This window comes from Desemzia incerta, assembly GCF_900115825.1.
Classification (GTDB): domain Bacteria; phylum Bacillota; class Bacilli; order Lactobacillales; family Carnobacteriaceae; genus Desemzia; species Desemzia incerta.
Genome location: NZ_FOXW01000008.1, coordinates 1 through 18,017 on the forward strand (window position 1 = coordinate 1; position 18,017 = coordinate 18,017).

20 protein-coding genes and 1 pseudogene are annotated in these 18,017 nt (G+C 38.3%); all 21 read right to left on the reverse strand.

What is annotated here, in order from left to right; genetic code table 11:
- Window positions 1-280: pseudogene (locus tag BM137_RS09690) on the reverse strand (hypothetical protein); the annotation flags it as partial.
- A gap of 95 nt (window positions 281-375) precedes the next feature.
- Window positions 376-1,623, reverse strand: coding sequence for an ATP-dependent protease ATP-binding subunit ClpX (gene clpX / locus BM137_RS09695; RefSeq protein ID WP_092480976.1), 1,248 nt, complete (start codon window positions 1,621-1,623; stop codon window positions 376-378).
- Between the two features lie 263 nt (window positions 1,624-1,886).
- On the reverse strand, window positions 1,887-3,167 hold the full coding sequence (gene tig, locus BM137_RS09700; protein ID WP_092480977.1) for a trigger factor: 1,281 nt from the start codon (window positions 3,165-3,167) through the stop codon (window positions 1,887-1,889).
- A 156-nt stretch (window positions 3,168-3,323) separates the two neighbouring features.
- A complete protein-coding gene (locus tag BM137_RS09705; protein WP_092480978.1) occupies window positions 3,324-4,286 on the reverse strand; it encodes a tetratricopeptide repeat protein in 963 nt (320 codons plus the stop codon).
- A gap of 186 nt (window positions 4,287-4,472) precedes the next feature.
- Window positions 4,473-5,255 (reverse strand): acetyl-CoA carboxylase carboxyltransferase subunit alpha, encoded by a 783-nt coding sequence (locus BM137_RS09710; protein WP_092480979.1) that lies wholly within the window; start codon window positions 5,253-5,255, stop codon window positions 4,473-4,475.
- A gap of 40 nt (window positions 5,256-5,295) precedes the next feature.
- Window positions 5,296-6,150 carry an acetyl-CoA carboxylase, carboxyltransferase subunit beta gene (gene accD / locus BM137_RS09715; protein ID WP_092480980.1) on the reverse strand — a complete coding sequence of 285 codons (855 nt, stop codon included), beginning with the start codon at window positions 6,148-6,150 and terminating at the stop codon, window positions 5,296-5,298.
- Window positions 6,151-6,193: 43 nt separating this feature from the next.
- A complete protein-coding gene (locus tag BM137_RS09720; RefSeq protein WP_092480981.1) occupies window positions 6,194-7,561 on the reverse strand; it encodes an acetyl-CoA carboxylase biotin carboxylase subunit in 1,368 nt (455 codons plus the stop codon).
- Between the two features lie 4 nt (window positions 7,562-7,565).
- Window positions 7,566-7,988 carry a 3-hydroxyacyl-ACP dehydratase FabZ gene (fabZ, locus tag BM137_RS09725; RefSeq protein ID WP_177192556.1) on the reverse strand — a complete coding sequence of 141 codons (423 nt, stop codon included), beginning with the start codon at window positions 7,986-7,988 and terminating at the stop codon, window positions 7,566-7,568.
- A 50-nt stretch (window positions 7,989-8,038) separates the two neighbouring features.
- Window positions 8,039-8,527, reverse strand: coding sequence for an acetyl-CoA carboxylase biotin carboxyl carrier protein (gene accB / locus BM137_RS09730; protein WP_092480983.1), 489 nt, complete (start codon window positions 8,525-8,527; stop codon window positions 8,039-8,041).
- Window positions 8,528-9,766, reverse strand: coding sequence for a beta-ketoacyl-ACP synthase II (gene fabF / locus BM137_RS09735; RefSeq protein ID WP_092480984.1), 1,239 nt, complete (start codon window positions 9,764-9,766; stop codon window positions 8,528-8,530).
- Between the two features lie 21 nt (window positions 9,767-9,787).
- A complete protein-coding gene (gene fabG, locus BM137_RS09740) occupies window positions 9,788-10,525 on the reverse strand; it encodes a 3-oxoacyl-[acyl-carrier-protein] reductase (RefSeq protein WP_092480985.1) in 738 nt (245 codons plus the stop codon).
- Between the two features lie 29 nt (window positions 10,526-10,554).
- Window positions 10,555-11,484 carry an ACP S-malonyltransferase gene (gene fabD, locus BM137_RS09745; protein ID WP_092480986.1) on the reverse strand — a complete coding sequence of 310 codons (930 nt, stop codon included), beginning with the start codon at window positions 11,482-11,484 and terminating at the stop codon, window positions 10,555-10,557.
- 104 nt (window positions 11,485-11,588) lie between these two features.
- Window positions 11,589-12,548 carry an enoyl-[acyl-carrier-protein] reductase FabK gene (gene fabK, locus BM137_RS09750; RefSeq protein WP_092480987.1) on the reverse strand — a complete coding sequence of 320 codons (960 nt, stop codon included), beginning with the start codon at window positions 12,546-12,548 and terminating at the stop codon, window positions 11,589-11,591.
- 31 nt (window positions 12,549-12,579) lie between these two features.
- Entirely contained in the window at window positions 12,580-12,810 is a 231-nt protein-coding gene (locus tag BM137_RS09755; RefSeq protein WP_092480988.1) for an acyl carrier protein, read from the reverse strand.
- A 38-nt stretch (window positions 12,811-12,848) separates the two neighbouring features.
- Window positions 12,849-13,826 carry a beta-ketoacyl-ACP synthase III gene (locus tag BM137_RS09760; protein ID WP_092481050.1) on the reverse strand — a complete coding sequence of 326 codons (978 nt, stop codon included), beginning with the start codon at window positions 13,824-13,826 and terminating at the stop codon, window positions 12,849-12,851.
- A gap of 17 nt (window positions 13,827-13,843) precedes the next feature.
- Window positions 13,844-14,293 carry a fatty acid biosynthesis transcriptional regulator FabT gene (gene fabT / locus BM137_RS09765; protein ID WP_092480989.1) on the reverse strand — a complete coding sequence of 150 codons (450 nt, stop codon included), beginning with the start codon at window positions 14,291-14,293 and terminating at the stop codon, window positions 13,844-13,846.
- Window positions 14,294-14,545: 252 nt separating this feature from the next.
- Window positions 14,546-14,878: a DUF2187 family protein gene (locus BM137_RS09770; RefSeq protein WP_092480990.1), complete on the reverse strand. Its 333-nt coding sequence runs from the start codon at window positions 14,876-14,878 to the stop codon at window positions 14,546-14,548.
- A 260-nt stretch (window positions 14,879-15,138) separates the two neighbouring features.
- On the reverse strand, window positions 15,139-15,744 hold the full coding sequence (locus BM137_RS09775; RefSeq protein WP_092480991.1) for an alpha/beta hydrolase: 606 nt from the start codon (window positions 15,742-15,744) through the stop codon (window positions 15,139-15,141).
- A gap of 20 nt (window positions 15,745-15,764) precedes the next feature.
- Window positions 15,765-16,709, reverse strand: a complete 945-nt coding sequence (locus BM137_RS09780) for a ring-cleaving dioxygenase (protein WP_092480992.1) — start codon at window positions 16,707-16,709, stop codon at window positions 15,765-15,767.
- Window positions 16,710-16,743: 34 nt separating this feature from the next.
- A complete protein-coding gene (locus BM137_RS09785; RefSeq protein ID WP_092480993.1) occupies window positions 16,744-17,193 on the reverse strand; it encodes a MarR family winged helix-turn-helix transcriptional regulator in 450 nt (149 codons plus the stop codon).
- A gap of 180 nt (window positions 17,194-17,373) precedes the next feature.
- Complete coding sequence (locus BM137_RS09790; protein ID WP_092480994.1) at window positions 17,374-17,934, reverse strand: NADPH-dependent FMN reductase; 561 nt, start codon at window positions 17,932-17,934, stop codon at window positions 17,374-17,376.
- Window positions 17,935-18,017 lie beyond the last annotated feature (83 nt).

The window sequence follows — 18,017 nt, forward strand, 5'->3', positions numbered from 1 at the left end:
TGTTATACTTGCGAGCTAATTGTTTGATAGGCGTGCCTGCATTGAAGTATTCTCGAACAATTGTCTCTTTAATTTCTTTACTGTACTGATTGTTTCGAGCTGTGGTTTGTATTCCCGAAAGGCCATGCTCTTGATATCTAAGGACTTTTTGACCGAAGGCCGAATCCGTTAACGATAATCCATGCTCTTTACTTAACTCTTTAAAACTTACACCTTCTTCAAGATATAACAGAATATATCTCTCAAGCTCATCAATAGTATGTTTGCGGTTAGAACGCATAAAAAATCCCCCTAGAGTAGTTTACTTTTTTAAGTGTCTACTTTAGGGGGAGCATATCATTCGGCCGAGTCTCTTTTCATGCACTTAGTTCATTTTTAAACGACTTTTTTTCCTTCGACATCATAAAAAACAGCGTTTGAAGTGTCTTCAACTGCGCCCTTAGTGATGACACATTTAGATACTTCTGGACGACTTGGTAAGTCAAACATGATCTCTAACATAAGTGTTTCGATAATTGAACGTAAACCACGAGCACCTGTGTTGCGTTCAATAGCTAATTTAGCGATCTCACGTAAAGCTTCAGGCTCGAATTCAAGCTCAACATCATCCAACTCTAGTAATTTCTTGTATTGTTTTACCAAAGCGTTTTTAGGTTCTGTTAGAATGTGGATCAAATCATCTTCTGTCAACTTCTCAAGTGCTGCCATGATAGGCAAACGACCAATAAATTCAGGAATCAACCCAAATTTCAATAAGTCTTCAGGAATGATTTGCTGCATCACAGATTTAGATTCATCAAATTTTTTCTTAGAAGAACCAAAACCGATTACTTTTTCGCCTAAACGATTTTTAACGATTGATTCAATTCCATCAAACGCTCCACCAACGATGAATAAAATGTTTGTAGTATCTAATTGGATGAATTCTTGTTGAGGGTGTTTTCTTCCACCTTGAGGAGGAATACTTGCTACCGTACCTTCCAAGATTTTCAGCAAGGCTTGTTGTACACCTTCACCTGACACATCACGCGTAATAGACACGTTTTCACTCTTACGAGCTATTTTATCGATTTCATCGATATAAATGATTCCTTTTTCAGCACGTTCTACATCAAAGTCTGCAGACTGTAAAAGTTTCAGTAGAATATTTTCCACATCTTCTCCAACATATCCTGCTTCAGTTAGACTAGTTGCGTCCGCGATAGCAAATGGAACATTTAAAATACGAGCCAGTGTTTGAGCAAGGAATGTTTTCCCTGATCCAGTAGGACCAATCAAGCTGATATTGCTCTTTTGAAGCTCAACTCCGCCTTCTTCGCTTTCGCCCATATGATTGACACGTTTATAGTGATTGTATACTGCAACAGACAACGATTTTTTCGCTTGTTCCTGTCCAATCACATATTCGTTTAAAATTTGTTGAATTTCTTGAGGTTTTGGAACTTCTAAAAATTCCCCATAACCTGTTTCACTAAATTCTTCGTCTATGATTTCTTTACATAAGTCAATACATTCATTACAGATGTATACTCCAGGTCCTGCAACGATTTTCTTCACTTGATCTTGAGTTTTCCCACAGAATGAACAACTAACTACACCACTTGTTTCTTCATCATTAAACATGTTACCATACACCTCTATTCTGTTTCCTGTTACTATTTTCTTCATAATATAACATTCAAACTTGTTAAATGATAGCATATATATCAAAATATTGCTACCTAATGGACTCTTTTAAGTAAGAAAGGGACCAGACCACAATACTTATGGTCTAGCCCCTTAACCTACCAAGTTTACTTTACTTAGATCGTTGCTAAAGTCGGACTTGTTCAACAAAATGTTATTTTTTACAATTCATTTTTGTTGAGCCTGGCTGAATAAAGCAATTATTTTTCTACTGCTGTAGAAGTGATCAAGTCGATCGCTTTTTTCAATGAAATGTCGTGTTTTAACATGTCAGGAGTCAAAGCATTTCTTACAGCATCTGCTTCCATACCATATTCTTCAGCTAAGTTCTTGATTTCTTCTTCAACTTCTTCTTCTGAAGGATCAAAGTTTTCTTTTTCAACGATAGCTTCTAAAACTAAGTTTGTTTTAGTTCTGAATTCTGCATCAACTTCCATTTGTTTGTGTAGATCTTGTTCTGTAGTACCAGTAATTTGGTAGTACATTTCAGGAGATACACCTTGTTGTTGCATGTTGTTCAAGAATGATTCCATTTGACGGTGAACTTCGTCATGAACCATTGCATGAGGGATTTCTTCGATAGTTGCGTTTTCTACAGCTTTACGGATAGCTGCATCTTCTACAGCTTCGTCTGCTGAAGCACTTTTAGCTTCTGTTAATTGTTTTTTCACTTTTTCTTTTAATTCATCAAGTGATTCAACTTCGTCGTCGATATCTTTAGCAAATTCATCATCTAATTCTGGAAGTTCTTTTGCTTTAACTTCGTGAACTTTAACTTTGAATACAGCGTCTTGACCTTTTAAGTCTTCAGCTTGGTAATCTTCTGGGAAAGTTACGTTAACTTCAACTTCGTCTCCAGCTTTTGTTCCTACTAATTGCTCTTCGAATCCTGGAATAAATGAGTTTGATCCTAATTCAAGTGAGAAGTTGTCGCCTTTTCCACCTTCAAAAGCTTCGCCGTCTTTGAATCCTTCAAAATCGATAACAACAGTATCGCCATTTTCAGCAGCTTCTTCTTTTAAAACTAATTCTGCTTGAGCGCTGCGTTTGCTTTCTAAGTTTTCTACAACGTCTTCGTCAGTTACTTCACGGTCTTGTTTTGGTACTTCAAGGCCAGTGTAGTCGCCTAATGTTACTTCAGGTCTAACAGTAACTTTAGCTTCGATTTCCCAAGGTTTTCCAGTTTCCATGCTCTTAACATCGATTTCTGGTTGGTCTACTGGTTCAATTCCTGCTTCTTCAAGTGCTGCAGCGTAAGCTTCTGGTAAGATTGCATTCAATGCATCTTCGTATAAAGCTTCTTCTCCGTACATTTTGTTGAAAACTTTGCGAGGAACTTTCCCTTTACGGAATCCAGGTACGGACAAAGTGCCTTTCACTTTGTTGAAAGCTGTTTCGATACCTTGTTTTACTTGTTCTTCTGAAATTTCAAATGACAATACGCCATCATTGATTCCTTTTTTTTCCCATTTTGCAGTCATGTAAATTACCCTCCGAAATATTCTATTTTCACAGTCTTTTGAAGACTTGCATACTTTTCCATATTACACCACTTAAGCGGTTTTGTAAATAAAAACTGCTATACATTACGTTTTCTAAATTTCATTCTTTCTTTCGACACCTTTTTATCAACCTTGTTATTCCATCATCATTGCAGCGATTTCTTCATTTAATCGTTGAATCCACGTTTTCATGATTTGGTTATCTGGGTCATTTTCGACCAAATTCAAGAAATAAGCATCATACTGATTAAAACATGTCCCTAACCATTTGCTGGCGTCTGTTACCACCTCTTCAATGTAAGGATACAACATCAGAAAATGCAGATTTACTTCTTGCAGCAATGCTTGATACATAGTCGGATTATCATCTTCAAACTTTTCTTTCAGTAAACGAACGACTTCTTTAAATCGCTTATTTTCCTCTAAAGACGATTGATCTGCTGGAACAACAAATCGACGTTGATCAAACCAATAGATTTCAAATTCTTCAGCGACACCTTCTCTTACTAAGTGCTCTAAAACTGTCGTTTTTACGATTTCATTTACAAAAGGGTTGCGCAAAACACTTCTGGCACCTAGCGTATACCACTCACTGCTCATTTCCTGCATTTGTTTGATCAAAGCAGCCTGATGTTCAAAAGATTTGTCTCCCATCGCTAAAATTTCTTTCAACAACTCTTGGTTTCTCTTTTTCTCATTTTGCTTGTGCCTATTTTGTTCGTGTTCTAAAACGTACTTAGCAGTATGCCACACTTCTTTGTTAGCAGTTTGATTCAGTTGCGATAATTTCCGCTGAATAATGAGTTCAGCTTCTTTAAAAGAATGATTTTTGATTAAAATAGTCGTATATAAGCTGTATAAACTATCATCACTCTCATATAACTCGAGTTTATCTTCTGCAATTTCTTGTGCTTCTTTATATCGTTCTAGTTGAAAAAGTGCAGAGACATACATGGCATTGATACTTGACTCTTGCTTTATTGCATAAGCTTCTTCAAAATACGTGCAAGCTTCCACCATATTTCCTTCTTGGAATTTGTGGACAGCTTTTCTCAGATACAATTCATAATTTTTTGGAAAGTCTATTCGTTCTCCCATATTTCACCTACTTTTCAATACTATATGGTCTATCTGAATCATAGTATAAATGACTGAAAGAAACTTTCAATTCAATAATCTCAGTTTAACACACAAAAATCTTTCCGTTAATCCATATGTAAGGATTTTAAATCAAAAGATAAGGCCAAGACGACTGTCTTGACCTCGATAGGATAAGCTATGCAATTAAAAAGCTCTGAATTTTTCATATCTTTCTTGAATCAATTCTTCAGAAGTCTTTGGAGCCATTTTCTTTAAAAAGTCTGTGATCTCTTTTTTCATCGTCAACAAAATTTCTTCATTAGATAAGTCGATTTCATTTTCAGATTCTGGAAGGATCTTATCAATAACTGACAACTCCATTAAATTTTCTGGCGTCAATTTCATGACTTCTGCAGCTTCTTTAGCTCTTGATGCGTCTTTCCATAATATAGAAGAAAAACCTTCAGGAGACAATACTGAATACATAGAATTTTCCATCATCCATACTTCGTTTCCCATAGCTAATGCAAGGGCTCCGCCACTGCCGCCTTCTCCCAATATAATAGAAAGAATAGGTACTTTTAACTGGCTCATTTCAAGCAGATTTCGAGCGATAGCTTCGCCTTGTCCCCTGTCTTCTGCCTCCACTCCGCAATATGCGCCTGCAGTATTGACGAAGTTGATCACTGGACGATTGAACTTCTCTGCTTGTTTCATCAAACGCAAAGATTTACGGTAACCTTCAGGATGAGCAGAACCAAAATTTCTTCGAATATTTTCCTTCAAATCCTGTTCTTTTTGATTTCCGATCACCGTCACAGCTTGACCGTTCAGTGTGGCGATTCCACCAACAATAGCTTTGTCATCACGAAATAACCGATCTCCATGAAACTCTATAAAATCTTCGAAAACCTCAGCAACGATCTCTAATGTGTTTAGTCGAGAGGTTCTTCGTGAGCGTTCTACGATATCAATAGCTTTTTTCATTTTCTAAGTGCACCTTCTTTGTCAACGCTGTCTAAAAGCTTTATTTTTCGTGTAATTTTAGCAATTTACCTAACGTGTTTTTCAATTCGTTACGTGGAACGATTTTATCAATAAACCCGTTTTCCATAACCGATTCAGCCAATTGGAATTCATCTGGTAGAGTTTCTTTGATCGTTTGCTCGATCACTCGTTTTCCGGCGAATCCAACCAATGCTCTAGGTTCAGACAAAATAATGTCTCCTTGCATTGCAAAACTAGCTGTAACTCCTCCGGTAGTCGGATCAGTCAAGACGGTAATATACAACAGACCAGCTTTACTGTGTTGAGCGATTGCTCCACTGATTTTAGCCATTTGCATCAAAGAAATAATTCCTTCTTGCATTCTGGCACCACCGGAAGCTGTGAAAATCACTACCGACAGTTCTTCTGCGGTTGCGCGTTCTACAGCTCGAGTGATTTTTTCACCAACGATCTGTCCCATACTTCCCATGATGAAAGTTGAATCCATTACACAAATAACGGTCTGATGTCCGTTTATAGTAGCTTTACCTGTAACCACGGCTTCATTTGTGTTCGCCTTTACTTGTGCTTGTTTCCATTTTTCTTCATAGCCTGGAAAATCTAGCGGGTTTGATAACGCCATTTCTTTGTCCCACTCTTCAAAACTTCCCTCGTCAGCAATCAATTCAATCCGTTCTGTTGCGCATATTCTAAAAGAATATCCGCATTCAGGACAAATTTTATCATGACCTAAATCTTTTGTATAAATAGATTTTTGACATTGAGGACACTTAGTGAACATTCCATTTGGTACAACAGGAACTGTTGTATCTTCTTGTTGTGTTCGATCCACATGAATGGGGATATACACTCGTTTCTTTTTAAACAGTTTCACATTATCACCTCTGGAAAAATTCTTGCACTCTTCGGTTCATTTTTTATTCTATACGCGGAACCCAATGCGTCAGAAAATCAGTTTCTAAATAACTAGTATCGTATTCTCCGCTGACAAACTTCTCATCGTTTAACAAATCTTCTTGGAAAAATTGATTCGTGATGATTCCTTCTATGACTAATTCGCCTAATGCTCGTTTCATTTTTGCGATCGCTTCTTCTCGATTTGCACCTTTAGTAATGATTTTTGCGATCATAGCATCATAGTAAGGAGGAATCTCGGCTCCTTGGTACATTGCACTTTCAACTCGCAATCCCAGTCCGCCTGATGGAACAAGTAAATAATCCAATCTGCCGGGAGAAGGTGCAAAATTAAAAGCTGGGTTTTCAGCATTGATTCGACATTCAATCGTATGCCCTGTTAATCTAACATCTTTTTGTTGAAGAGACAAGACTTCTCCTGAGGCAATCAAAATTTGTTGTTTAACAATATCGACTTCAGTTGCCATTTCAGTAACGGGATGCTCTACTTGGATACGCGTATTCATTTCCATGAAATAATAGTTGCCATCTACATCTAATAGGAACTCTATCGTTCCTGCGTTCTGATAACCTACGTATTTCGCAGCTCTAACAGCCGTTTCACCCAGCAACTGTCTTTGTTCTTCATTGATTGCCACTGAAGGAGACTCTTCGATTACTTTTTGGTTTTTACGTTGCAAAGAGCAATCACGTTCCCCTAAATGAATCACATTCCCATGGTTGTCGGCTAGAATCTGTACTTCTATATGACGCGCATGTTCAATGATTTTTTCCATATACATATCATCATTTCCGAATGCAGCTTTAGCTTCGGATTTGGCATTGACATAAGCAGCCTCTAATTCAGTTGAATCAGCAACTCGTCGCATCCCTTTACCTCCACCGCCCGCACTGGCTTTCAACATAACTGGATAACCCAATTTTTCGGCTGCGGATTTTGCTTCTTCTATCGTACGAATAAATCCATCGCTTCCAGGGATGACAGGAACTCCTGCCTCAATCATTAACTCACGAGCATTTGCTTTGTCTCCCATTTGATGGATGGTAACGGGTTTTGGTCCAATAAAAATAATATTCATTTCTTCACACATCGTAGCAAAGGTGCTGTTTTCAGATAAGAAGCCAAATCCAGGATGAATGGCTTGTGCTTTTGTGACAACAGAGGCACTCAATATCGATTGCATGTCCAGATAAGAATCGGTCGCTTTAGCAGGTCCAATACAAATCGCTTCATCAGCTAATTGCATATGTAAAGCATCGCGATCCGCCTCTGAGTAGACAGCAACAGTTTTGATTCCCATTTCCTGACACGCACGAATGACACGTACAGCAATCTCGCCTCTATTTGCAATTAGAATTTTATTCAACATAGGCTTAACGTCCTATGATGAAAGTTAATTCAGCTTCACAAACTTTTTTGCCGTCTACGTAAGCTACACCTTTACCGATTCCTGCGTAATCTTTTAATTTTACGATGTTGACTTCCAACATTAATTGGTCACCTGGCTGAACTTTTTTACGGAATTTAACTTTATTCATTCCGCCTAAGTAAGCTGTTTGCCCTTTAAATTTGTCCAATGTCAATAGAGGAATCGAACCAGCTTGAGCTAACGCTTCTAAAATATAAACTCCTGGCAATACAGGCTCTCCTGGGAAATGCCCTTGGAAAACTTCTTCGTTGATAGTCACGTTTTTCAATGCCAAAACATGTTCCCCTGGAGTCATTTCGTCAACTCTGTCGATGAAGTAAATTGGGTAACGGTTTGGAATCAATTCTTGAATTTCTGCAATGTTCAATTTAGTCATGTTTTTTTCCTCCTAAGAATACAGCTTTATGGTTGTCTGTCTTATCCGATTTTGAATAATGGCTGGTTGTATTCTACAACTTGGCTGTCTTCCACCATTATTTCAGTAATCGTACCTTCTACTTCGCTCTTGATTTCGTTCATTACTTTCATTGCTTCTACAATACAAAGCGTTTCACCAATTTGAACCGTGTCTCCAACTTTTTTAAAGTTGGGTTTGCCTGGTTCAGGTGATAAATATACAACTCCTACGATAGGAGACAATACTGCTTCTCCTGCAGTAACTTCTGGTTGTGCATTTGAAGAAGATGAAAGCGCAGAAGTCTCGCTGCTCTCGATGGAAGAGCTGATGTTTACAGATGGAGCTGATTGTGTCCATTCTGATTTCGGCTCAGCAACTGCTGGTTGTGCTGCAGGCGCATGCGAGTTTTTACTCATTTGTACGTTTACGTTATCCATTTGCAAATGGAATTCTTTTAAAGATGATTGATCAATCAAATGTATTAATTCTTTTACTTGGTTAAAATCCATTTACTTGCCCTCCCACTTTTTGAAGAGTGTGACTGCATTGTGCCCGCCAAACCCTAGTGAATTATTCAAGGCATATTGGATTTCTTTTTCTTTTCCAACATTTGGAATGTAGTCCAGATCGCAATCTTCGTCTGGCACTTGTAATCCGATCGTTGGAGGTAGGAAATTTTCTTGAAGAGCTTTCACACAAGCTACTGCTTCAATTCCGCCGGCTGCACCCAATAAGTGGCCTGTCATACTCTTCGTGCTTGAAATAGCCACGTCTTTAGCAGCGTCACCAAAAGCATATTTGATGGCTTGAGTTTCTGATGAATCGTTAGCTGGTGTACTGGTTCCGTGAGCGTTGATATAGCCGATATCTGCTGGCGTGATGCCTGCTTCTTCCATAGCCAATTTCATTGCTCGACCTGCACCGCTTCCGTCTGGAGAGGGGGCTGTCATATGGTAGCCATCACCAGTCGCTCCGTAACCTACGATCTCACCGTAAATGGTTGCTCCGCGTTCTAATGCGTGGTCCAGACTTTCCAACATCAATACTCCGGCACCTTCACCCATAACAAATCCATGACGTTCTTTGTCAAATGGAATAGAAGCACGATCTGGATCTGAACTTGTTGATAATGCATTTAAAGCAGCGAATCCTGCGATTCCGATTTCATTGATCGTACCTTCTGCTCCACCTGCAATAATAACATCTGAATATCCATGTTTGATGTTACGGAATGCTTCACCGATAGAGTTGTTTCCAGATGCACAAGCCGTTACGATTGAAGTATTGATTCCTCTAGCACCTATAGCGATAGAGATATTTCCAGCAACCATATTACCGATAGCCATTGGTACAAACAAAGGAGCTACGCGTTGAGGTCCTTTATCATGCATTTTAATGATTTGTTGTTCCATCGCGTTCAAACCACCGATACCAGAACCTACGATAACACCAAAACGGTCCATGTTCGTTTTTTCTGTGTCGATTCCACTCATTTCAACGGCTTGTACAGCTGCGGCTACACCAAATTGAGAATACTCGTCCATTCGTTTTGCTACTTTGCGGTCCATAAATTCTTTCGGATCAAAATCTTTCAATTCACCGGCTACTGAAATTCCAGTTTCACTAGCGTCAAACTTTGTGATGGCTTTAATTCCATTTTTCCCTGCTTTTAGACCTTCCCAAAAAGCATCTGCAGAGTTTCCTAATGGAGTAACTGCACCCATTCCTGTAATCACTACACGATTCATAAGTATTTGTCCTCCTTTTTATTAACCGTTCATTACCATTCCACCATCAACATTGATGACTTGACCAGTAATGTAACGATTTTCGCTTAAAAAGACTGCTACTCTAGCAACTTCTTCTACGCTTCCAAAATGTTTTAATGGAATTTGATTGATAGCTTGTTCTTTCATTTTTTCAGAAAGGACTTCCGTCATTTCTGTTTCGATAAAGCCAGGAGCGATTGCATTAACTGAGATTCCTCTAGCTGCTAATTCGCGTGCCGCTGATTTTGTCAGCCCTACAACCCCTGCTTTACTTGCTGCATAATTTGCTTGTCCAACATTTCCAACTAACCCGACAACACTGGACATGTTAATAATGGTGCCACTTTTTTGCTTCAGCATAACTTTTGAAGCGTGACGTATTGTATTAAAAGTACCTTTTAAATTAATGTCGATAGTTTGATCGAAATCTTCTTCCGTCATTCGCATCAATAACATATCTTTTGTGATTCCAGCATTATTGACCAGTACATCCACACTGCCGAAAACTTCTTTCGTTTCTTGAATCAGTTGTTGAGCAAATTCAAAATCACTCACATCCCCTAAAATAGAGTGAACCTTTACTCCAAAACTTTTTAATTCTTCTATTAAAGTTTCTTCAATAGGCTTACGACCGTTTAATACGATGTTAGCGCCTTTTTTTGCAAATTCTAAAGCAATGGCTTTCCCGATTCCTCTAGAACTCCCCGTAACAATGACTGTTTTGTCTTTTAATTCCATATTCTCATCCTTTTTCTGCAATCATTGATTTAGGTCAATTTTTGCAGTGTTTTTTCAAATGATTTGATGTTTTCAACGTTCATTGTATTCACTGATCGATCGATTTTTTTGATGAAACTGCTTAGTGTCTTGCCAGGACCAACTTCAATAAATGTATCGACCCCTAGTTCGATCATTTTTTGAACGCTGTCCTCCCAATAAACTGGAGACATCACTTGTTTGACCATCAAACCTTTTATGTGAGCAGCATCTTCAAACGGCCTAGCTGTAGTGTTGCTGATGACGGGCATCGAAGGATCATTGATTTGATAAGTTTGAATCTCTTTTTCCAATTGCTTAGCCGCTGGTTCCAATAAACTTGTATGAAAAGGTCCACTGACGGTCAAAGGAACGACTCTTTTAGCGCCCGCTTCACTCAATCGTTGGCTAGCTATCTCTACAGGAACTTTTAAGCCAGCTATAGCTATTTGACCAGGCATATTGTAATTAGCCGGAGAAACCACTCCATGCTCTAAAGCCACTTCCTGACAAATATCTTCAATAATTTTGCGATCCAATCCCATAACAGCTGCCATAGCTCCTTCACCTAAAGGGACAGCTTCTGTCATGTATTGGCCTCGTTTTTTAACCAGTTTCAACGCTTCAGGAAAAGACAATACACCTGCTTTAACAAATGCACTGTATTCTCCTAGACTTAATCCCGCAACGATATCCGGTTTGACTCCATTTTCAGCCAACAACGCATCAATCGCCATGCTGACAGTCAAAATGGATGGTTGAGTATACATGGTTTGATTCAATAAATTATTTTCTTCAAAACAAAGAGCCGCCATATCCAACTGTAAAGTATCACTAGCTTGTGCAAACACTTCTTTGACGCTGTCATACTGTTCATACAAGTCTTTTCCCATGCCAGCATACTGAGCTCCTTGTCCACTATACACGATTGCTGTTTTCATTCGTTTCGCTCCCTAAAAAAAGAACTAGAAAACTAAGGGAAGCAAAAAGAACTCCTTTTAGCTTTCTAGCTAATATGATCATGATTCTATAGGTAAAACCATTTTTAATTAGATAACATACTTACTTGACTCATAATGATTTGTTTGTAATCGTTCATCAATTCTTGAATGATGTCATGACAACTTTGTTCTCTTTTCACTAATCCGGCACTTTGACCAGACATGAATGAACCAGTGTCTTTGTCGCCATCGATAACAGCTCTTTTCAGAGCCCCTTTACCCATCGCTTCCAAACGATCAAAATCAGGCTTTTCATCACTTGTTATTTCTTTTTCTACTTTTAGATATTGACGCGTCAATTTATTACGCAAAACACGTACAGGGTGCCCTGTTATCTGTCCCGTAATTACGGTGTCGATATCTTTTGCTTTTAGAATAGCATCTTTGAAATTTTGGTGAACTGTACTTTCATGTGCTACTACAAAACGTGTCCCTAATTGAACCGCTGATGCGCCTAACATAAAAGCAGCCGCAACGCCTCGTCCATCTGCAATTCCTCCAGCAGCAATGACTGGAATACTCACAGCATCTACTACTTGAGGAACCAAGTTCATGGTCGTCGTTTTACCGATGTGACCACCAGCTTCCATACCTTCACAAATGATGGCATCTGCTCCTTCGTTTTCCATACGTCTCGCTAATGCTACTGAAGCGACGACAGGAATAACAACGGTACCAGCTGCTTTGAATTGTGCCATATATCTGCCTGGCGAACCTGCACCAGTAGTAACCACTTTTATACCTTCTTCACACACGATTTTTACAACGTCTTCTACATATGGCGAAAGGAGTAATACGTTTATCCCGAATGGTTTATCAGTCAAGGCTTTCGTTTCATGAATCAATTCACGAACAGTCTCTCCTGTAGCATGACCACATGCAAGAATTCCTAAACCTCCAGCATTTGAAACAGCACTTACCAAACTAGGATTAGCTACCCAAGACATTGCGCCTTGAATGATTGGGTATTTGATACCCAGTTTTTCAATTAATTCTGTCTGCATACAGATACTTCCTTCTTTCTATATGTAGAGTTTATTTTTTAGCTGTTTCTGCTTCTACGAAGTTTACGATATCTTGAACAGTGTTCAATCCTTCTTCTGATTCGATTTTGATGTCAAATTCATCTTCGATGTCGTTGATGATTTGGAATAAATCTAAACTATCTGCTTCTAAATCTTCACGGAAGTTAGTAGTTAATTGTACTTCTTCCTCGTCTTTGTCTAATTGGTCCATAATAATTTCTTGAATTTTTGAAAATGTCATTTTTGTTTCCTCCATTAATGTATGTTTTTTTTATTTTTTTATAGCTGAATCAACATAGAGCCCCATGTCAATCCGCCTCCAAAACCAGTTAAAATTACTTTCTTCTTGCTTCCAAGAACTAATTCGCCTCCAGCGACCAATTCGTCTAACAAAATCGGAATACTTGCTGCTGAGGTGTTCCCATATTTGTGGATATTTGATGCAAATAATTCCACTGGAACTTTTAGTTTTTTAGCTATTGCTTTTAAGATACGGTAATTAGCTTGATGAGCGATAATGCATTCTACCTCTTCAAACTGAGTACCTGTTTTTTCAGTTAAATCCATAATACTTTTAGGAACACTGCGAATAGCAAAGTCGAATATGCTTCTGCCGTCCATTTGCAACAAATCAAGCGGCGTTGCAGGCTGTGGCCCCCACTTTTCTGAAAATGCAACTTTTCCAGCAGTGAGTGCTTCTCCACGACTTCCATCTGCATGAATGTCTTCTCCTAATACAAAGGATTCTTCTGAAGTATGTTCAAGCAATACCCCGCCTGCTCCATCTCCGAACAAGACAGCTGTACTACGATCATTCCAATCTACAATTTTAGACATCACTTCTCCGCCTAAAACTAAACCATAACGAAAACTACCAGATTGCATCAGTTTTTCCGCTATAGACAAAGCATAAATAAATCCAGAACAAGCCGCATTGACATCAAATGACATCACACTATGAGCACCTATCTTGTCTTGTACTAAGCTTGCTGTAGAAGGACTAAGATAATCCGGCGACATCGTTGCAACGATAACAAAGCCAACCTCTTTTGCATCAACTCCAGCATTCGTCAAAATTTGTTTAGCTGCTTTAGCACACAAATCTGAAGTGTCTTCTGTATCGCTGATCCGGCGTTCTTTAATGCCTGTTCGACTTTGGATCCATTCATCAGAAGTTTCTAAAAACAATTCTAATTGTTCGTTGGAAATGACTCTTTCGGGTACATAACTTCCAGTACCGACTATTTTTGTTCCCATTCCACTCAACTCTGTTCTCATAAGGATTCTTTTATCCGGTTCAAGAATAAATGTAAATTTCTCAAACCTTTCACTAATACTTGAGCCTCTTCATCGCTCAAGTCAGTAAGCGTTTCTCTGACCATGTCACGATGGAACTTATCATGCAGGCGATAAAGTAGACGCCCTTTTTTTGTCAATCCAAGTCGTACGACTCTTCTGTCTTCTTCACTTCTTAAACGTTCAACATAGCCTTTTTTCACTAGGTTATTTATAGAGACTGTTAATGTACCGACGGTTACGTAAGTTTTCTTAGCTACTTCTGAAGTAGTATGTTCTCCATACATTCCTATGGCTTCGATTGTGTGCATTTCTTTAATGGATAAATCATTGAACCGGCTGCCTCTTAAAGCATTCTCTTCGATAATCAATATTTCGTTGAAGATACTGACCAAGTACGGATTTATCTCGTTGACTATTTTGTCCACATCGCTCCCCCCATCTAATGTTATTCAGTTTTAAATTTTAGTTTGAACATCAAACTGTTTGACAATCAAAATATTAATCTATTTTAGATAGCCTGTCAACAATAAACCGAAACTTTTTGTTCACAAACTACTTTTTCAGATGTTTTCTTTTTAGCAAAAGTCTGATGTAAAGCAGTTAGCAAAGCCTTTTTTCACATTTTTTAGAATACAAAAAAAGAAGTTGAATGTGATCCATTCAACTTCTTGCATATTTTATAAAACAGTTTGTTCGATATCTTTAAAGTTTACGATGGTTCTGTCTTCCATTAAGTCTTTCATCTTTTCAGAAGAAAGATCCCACGAAATGTCGACCACTGCACTATTTTTTAATAACTTGATGATGACGCCTGCCATTTTTTCATCTCGGAAAGTAAAAATAATTTTATCTCCAACATCCGGCTTGAAAGACAACTTGATTTCTTCAATCATCTCAACGGCTTCGTTATAAGGCACGCCTAGAAGCGTTGCAATCCTAGAATTGCTGGCTCCTTTTCTAAGTTCCACTTCGACTAACGATTGAATTTCTTTGGTAATTTTATTACCCATTTAATCCCCTCATTTCTTCAACTCTAAGAACGTAACTCAAAAAAATAAATTACTTTTATTGATTTCCTCTTTTATTATAACACAATTTTAATTTTTTACAAAATAACGTTCGTTTCTCTAATATTAAACCCTCATTTACCGCTTAAATTATTCCATCCTTTGTTTCAAAATATAGAAAAAACACTGCTAGTGTAGAGTCATTTCTACAGCTGCAGTGTTTTTTGTTCGTTGTTGCATTTTTTCAGTTTTTATATTTACGATTAAAATTTCTTCATGTACCAATGACGAGCAGCTTCTATTTCTGACTGAGTCAGTGAATGACCGTTTTGTCCCCAATCAATTTCAACCTCAGCTCCTGCTGATTCTAATAGTTCTTTTAGTTCTTTACTTTCTTCAGCAGGACAGATAGGGTCATTTTCTCCCGCCCCGATGAAAACAGGCACTTGTTTCAAATCTGGTAAAGACAATCCTCGAACAGGCACCATAGGGTGATGCAGAATAGCTCCTTTTAATACATTTTGATAACGGAACAGTAAACTTCCAGCAATATTAGCTCCATTTGAATATCCAATGGCTATCACATTTGAACGATCAAATCCATATTGTGCAGCAGCTTCATCGATAAAATCTGCTAGATGTTTTGTTTCTTCTTCCAGATTTTGCTCATCAAAAACTCCTTCAGCCAGTCGTCTAAAGAATCGAGGCATGCCATTTTCAAGAATGTTTCCTCGCACACTCAAAACTGCAGCTTCAGGATCGATCATTTGTGCTAGAGGCAATAGATCCTGCTCATTTCCACCAGTTCCATGCAACAACAAAAACGTTGGTTTAGAAGGACTAACTCCTTCTTTAAATAGATGTTTCATGTCCTCTTCCTTTCTTTACTCTATTTAGGATTGATCTCACGTAATTGAATCGGAGTGAGATGGGTTTCTAACTGGTCGCGGTGATTTTCGTATTGTGCAGGAAGCATCAATCCTTGACCCATCGTTTCGTATGACTCATCATGAGCAAACCCGGGCCCATCAGTCGCGATTTCAAATAAGATCCCGCCGCTTTCTCTATAATAAATAGCATTAAAATAATTGCGGTCTTTTACTTCGGTAGGATAAAAACCATTTTCACTTACCCACTTTCGCCACTCTAACAATTCATCATCATCTTTGGCTCTCCAGGCAATATGGTGCACCATTCCAACTCCTGTTTCGCCTTTTCCGACAGAAACATTCTTCAAATCAATCACATTTCCGATCTCTCCAGGAGCTGTAAATCGAACCAGCCCATTTTCTTCTCCTGCTTTATCAAGCCCCATAACCGTTTTTAATATAGCAGCTGTTTCAGATGGTGTCGAAGAATAAAGTGTAGCTCCTGCGAAACCTTTGATGGCTACATCTTTTGTAATGCCGTTAAAGACATAAGGATTCTCAACTCCGCCTTTTCTCGCCACTAGTTCTAATTCTAAGCCGTGAGGATCTTGGAAGGTTAAATATTCTTCCCCAAAACGTGTCGTCTTTTTAACCTCAATTTCAAAGTCTGTCAATCTATTTTCCCAAAATTCCAGCGAACCTTCTGGTACAAGATAAGCTGTTACGCCTACTTGTCCGTCGCCTATTTTTCCTTGACGCGAATTTTCCCACGGAAAGAAAGTAATGATCGTCCCAGGTTCTCCGCCTTCATTTCCAAAATACAAGTGATAAGTCCCTGGGTCGTCAAAATTGACAGTTTTTTTGATCAGCCTTAATCCTAAAACTGATCCATAAAAATCAAGGTTATCTTGCGGATGTCCTACAATAGCTGTGATGTGATGAATGCCCATTGTTTGTTTGGCCAATATAACCTCTCCTATCTATGTTATAGTATCAAGTTTACTTATTTTTTGTGCTTTGTCCCGCTGCTGCTATCCCTACTTTTTTGACTAAAGGAATAACCGTCTCCAATTCTTCTTCCGTAAGGACAGAAAACAATTCGGTGATCATTTTTTCGTGTAGTGGAAAAGCTTCTTCCATAAAGTTTTTTCCTTTTTCAGTAATGTGTGCAAAAATTACTCTTCGATCTGTCGCACACGGCTTGCGTTCGATATGCCCTTTTTGTTCTAGTTTATCAATGACATAGGTCATACTGCTGCTAGACAGTAAGATTCTTTTTCCGATGTGCTGGATTTGTTGTTCTCCTTTTGAATAAAGCAATTCCAATACTGCAAACTCTGTAGGATTCAATCCATACTTTGTCATATCTTGTTTAATGACATCTTGTGTGCTTTGGAAAGCTTTCAGCATTACCGTAAGAGCTTTTAAGGATAATTCTTCTCTGGTCATTTCACTCTCTCCTTTTAGTCAAATCACCTTTAACTAAATAGTTAAAAATTATTTATCTTTAATTCGAGATAAATATATCACATCTCTCTTCTCTATTCAAATAATACTTATTTCTATTTTCTTTCTATATAAAAAAAGTATAAAAAAGCAGACGAATCTGCTTTTTTATACTTTTTAACTTTATCCTCTAAGTGTTTTTAAAGCTCCGGACCAGGCATTAACTTGTCCCAACATCGTATTTACAGTCTCAACATGTAATTCTTGAGGTTTAAACACTGACATATTCTCGAAATCCGTAAATAAAGATAACGCTGGATGTGTACGAACAGTTGCTACTTGAAGTTCTGCCAAAACGATTCGTAAAGCCTCAGCTGCACGAACCCCGCCAGATGAGCCATAGCTGACAATTCCTGCAGCTTTGTTATTGTATTCAGTATACAAATAGTCGATTGCGTTTTTTAATGCTGACGTGATGCCATGATTGTATTCTGGAGTGATAAAAACAAACCCATCTAGACTAGCAATTTTTTCGGACCAAGGTTTTGCCTCGGGCGTTTGATAATCTGTACTATAGGCAGCTGATATCGGTTCATTATATAGAGGTAAATTAAAATCCTTGATATCAACAATCTCATATTCCGCATCACCGCGCTGATCTCCGATTTGTTTTACCCATTCTGCAACTTGCGGACTCACTCGATTTTGACGTGTACTGCCGGTGATGATACCAATTTTATTCATTCTCCATTCCTCCTCGAATCAATACATTATTTTATGTAAGAAAAACACTTGCTTAATTCTCTTACATAAAGCAACTGTATCTC